Source organism: Bacteroidales bacterium, from assembly GCA_031275285.1.
Lineage (GTDB): Bacteria > Bacteroidota > Bacteroidia > Bacteroidales > UBA4181 > JAIRLS01.
Map to the genome: position 1 here is coordinate 1 of JAISOY010000147.1, position 3,222 is coordinate 3,222.

Genomic DNA, 3,222 nt, shown 5'->3' on the forward strand with positions numbered 1-3,222 from the left:
AACTTTATAACTTTATAACTTTATAACTTTATAACTTTATAACTTTATAACTTTATAACTTTATAACTTTATAACTTTATAACTTTATAACTTTATAACTTTATAACTTTATAACTTTCCTACTCTTTACTATTTCAAAATAATTTCCTGTACGTCGCCGAAATTTTCATATCCGGTAATGATCACCCGATCCCCTGGACTCAATCCTTCCATTACCTCATATTGTTGTGGATTTTGCCTTCCGATGGAAATATTCACCTTGGTTGCCTTTTCACCCGATTCGTTGAGTTTGTAAATCCATTGTCCGCCTGTTGACTGGAAGAAATTTCCTTTCGCCATCACCACTGCATCCTCGGGTTGCCCTAACTCCACCTGTATCCGGTAATTCTTCCCGATCCGGATGTTTTCAGGTTGTGTATCTGTAAATACCAGATCGATCTCAAACTGACGTTCCTTGATCTCAGGATTTACTTTGACTATTTTCAGGGGGAATTTCTGGTTCTGGTAAATGATGGTAGCCGGTAATCCCGGCATGATCCGGTCGATATAATATTCGCTGACTTTGGTATTGATCTTGAACTGGTCAATGACTTTCAGCTCACCAACGTTACTTCCTGAAGCAACACGCTCCCCGGGAATGACATTCACAAAACTCAACTGTCCGCCAATGGATGCCTTCACCACCAGATTATCCAGTCGTTCACGGCTGCGTTCAAAAGCCTTTTCCTCACGACGCAAATCACTCTTCATCAGTCCGATCTGTATTTCATTCAATAATGAATCATGCTGTAATTCTTCCAGCAGCAGCCGGGTATTTTTCAGGCTGAATTCATAATCTTCTTCCGAAACTTCCAGTTGTGCCTTGCTGCGTATGCCCATATTGAATTCGGCCTGATCCAGTTCATATTGCCGGCCTACACGTTTCAGGTTATAGGCAGTCTCGATGGCCTTGCGTTTTAGTTCAGATGATTTTCTTTGTAATTCTATACCTTTTTGGCGGTATGATACTCTTTGTTTCTCAAGATTGTCCCGTTCATCCTCGATCGTACGCTGCAGATCCGGATTAGTAAGAAGTAAGATCGTATCCCCCTGTTGTAGCATATTTCCATTCTCGGCCACAATCCGGCTGACAATTCCTCCTTCATAAACATTCAACCTGACCGTCAATATAGGTTGCACAATTCCTTCCACATCCAGGTATTCCATAAATTTTCCTTCCTTTACTTCTGCTATATTCAGTTTTTCAGCGTCGTACCGCAACTTCTGCGGCCCCATAGAGGCTATTAGAACGTAAATAAGTAATGCCAGGATCATCACACTACCGATGATATAGTATTTATACCGGATGACCGGATGCTTTTTTTTAAGGATGATATCCATAGAATAGAATATTATGTTTGAAATAAACAGTCGGAAACAATTATCTAAAATTATACCAAATTATTATTCGACTAAATATCAACAAAATACCAAGATAAGACATATCTATATGTTGTGCATTAAAGCACAAATAACGTGCGGATATGCACGTTTTTTGTATGGATTTAAATCGTAGTTTTGAACAATCAAATATATGTAATCAGATGGCCAAAGGAAAAATATTAATCATTGATGATAATGAAGATGTGCTTTTTGCTCTGAACCTTCTGCTGGAACCGTATGTGGAAAGTGTTCGTGTCAGCACGGATCCGGCGCGGATCGCCCATTTTATGGAACAATACCATCCGGATGTGATCTTACTGGATATGAATTTCCGTCGGGATGCCAGCAGCGGCCAGGAAGGATTCCAATGGCTACAGAAGATATTGGATATCGATCCGCAGGCTGTGGTGATACTCATGACGGCATATGCCGATACCGAAAAAGCAGTACAGGCCGTGAAAGCCGGAGCAACAGATTTTATACCTAAGCCCTGGGAGAAAGATAAATTACTGGCCACTCTTTCATCGGCGCTAAAGCTGAAAGAATCGCGTAATGAGGTCATCAGCCTGAAAAAACAGGTCGAGGTTTACCAGAATGAACCTATGGAAGAGATCATCGGGGAATCGGAAACCATGATGCAGGTATTTGAGATGATCGATAAATTATCTGACACCGACACTAATATCCTGGTCCTTGGTGAAAACGGAACGGGAAAAGACCTGATTGCACGGGCTGTGTATCATCATTCCCCTCGTTCAGGACAGGTATTTTCATCCATTGACCTGGGAAGCATTCCGGACACGCTTTTCGAAAGCGAACTGTTCGGGTATGAAAAAGGGGCATTTACCGATGCCAAAAAAGATAAGCCTGGACGTATGGAAGCTGCATCGGGAGGAACCCTTTTCCTGGACGAAATCGCCAATATATCGCTGCCTATGCAGGCCAAGCTGCTTACAGCCATTGAAAAAAAACAGATATCACGCCTTGGGTCCAACAAGGTCATACCCATCGATGTCCGTTTTATCTGTGCTACCAATGCAGATATCTACCAACAGGTGGAGGAAGGGTTGTTCAGGCAGGACCTGCTGTACCGTATCAATACCATTGAGATCCATATCCCTCCCCTGCGCGACCGGGGAAATGACGTGATCCTACTGGCCGAACATTTTACCCAACGGTTCATGATGAAATACAAGAAAGACATCAAAGGACTGAGTAAAGAAGCCAAAAATAAGTTACTGGCCTACAGCTGGCCGGGCAACGTCCGTGAATTACAGCATGCCGTGGAACGTGCATTGATCCTTTCCGGCGGGAATCTGCTACAGGCTGACGATTTTATACTGCAGCTACCCCGCAGCAGAAAGACCCGGAATGATGAAATACTGAACCTGGCTACCATCGAAACGGAAGCCATCGAAAAAGCCATGGAACGCACAGGCGGCAATGTCAATAAAGCAGCTGAATTACTTGGAATTACACGTTTTGCCTTATACCGGAAATTAAAAAAATAACGTGAAGAAATTCAAGAAAATATTATTCCTGAGGATTTTGTGGCTTGTTTTAAGTGTGGCCTTATTTACATTTCTGGTCACCCGACAGCTTTATGGGTGGAGTATGATTGTTCTCCCACTGATGATCTGGTGTATTGTCCGTTTATATGCATGGATCACCCGGAGCATTAAAGATATGGAACGGCTGACGGATGCCATCCGGTATTCGGATCTGAACATTTCTTTTAACCCATCCGTTAAAAAGGGATTACCTGAAGAGTTAGCCAAAAAAATGGAAGGAAGTATTGAA

At 42.4% G+C, this 3,222-nt stretch carries 3 protein-coding genes; 2 read left to right on the top strand and 1 reads right to left on the bottom strand.

Translation table 11 applies throughout. From position 1 onward, the window contains the following. Positions 1-129: 129 nt before the first annotated feature. Positions 130-1,380 (bottom strand): HlyD family efflux transporter periplasmic adaptor subunit, encoded by a 1,251-nt coding sequence (locus LBQ60_14945; GenBank protein MDR2039217.1) that lies wholly within the window; start codon positions 1,378-1,380, stop codon positions 130-132. Between the two features lie 203 nt (positions 1,381-1,583). Here LBQ60_14945 and LBQ60_14950 point away from each other — a divergent pair, with 203 nt between their 5' ends. Both LBQ60_14950 and LBQ60_14955 read left to right on the top strand, forming a co-directional pair. Next, positions 1,584-2,933 (top strand): sigma-54 dependent transcriptional regulator, encoded by a 1,350-nt coding sequence (locus LBQ60_14950; GenBank protein ID MDR2039218.1) that lies wholly within the window; start codon positions 1,584-1,586, stop codon positions 2,931-2,933. A gap of 1 nt (position 2,934) precedes the next feature. Beyond that, positions 2,935-3,222 (top strand): hypothetical protein (locus LBQ60_14955; protein ID MDR2039219.1); only part of this gene is annotated, 288 nt, incomplete at its 3' end.

Excerpts from the sequence above, each read along its gene's own strand:
- LBQ60_14945 (MDR2039217.1), bottom strand. The coding sequence starts at position 1,380 with ATGGATATCATCCTTAAAAAAAAGCATCCGGTCATCCGGTATAAATAC.
- LBQ60_14950 (MDR2039218.1), top strand. The coding sequence starts at position 1,584 with ATGGCCAAAGGAAAAATATTAATCATTGATGATAATGAAGATGTGCTT.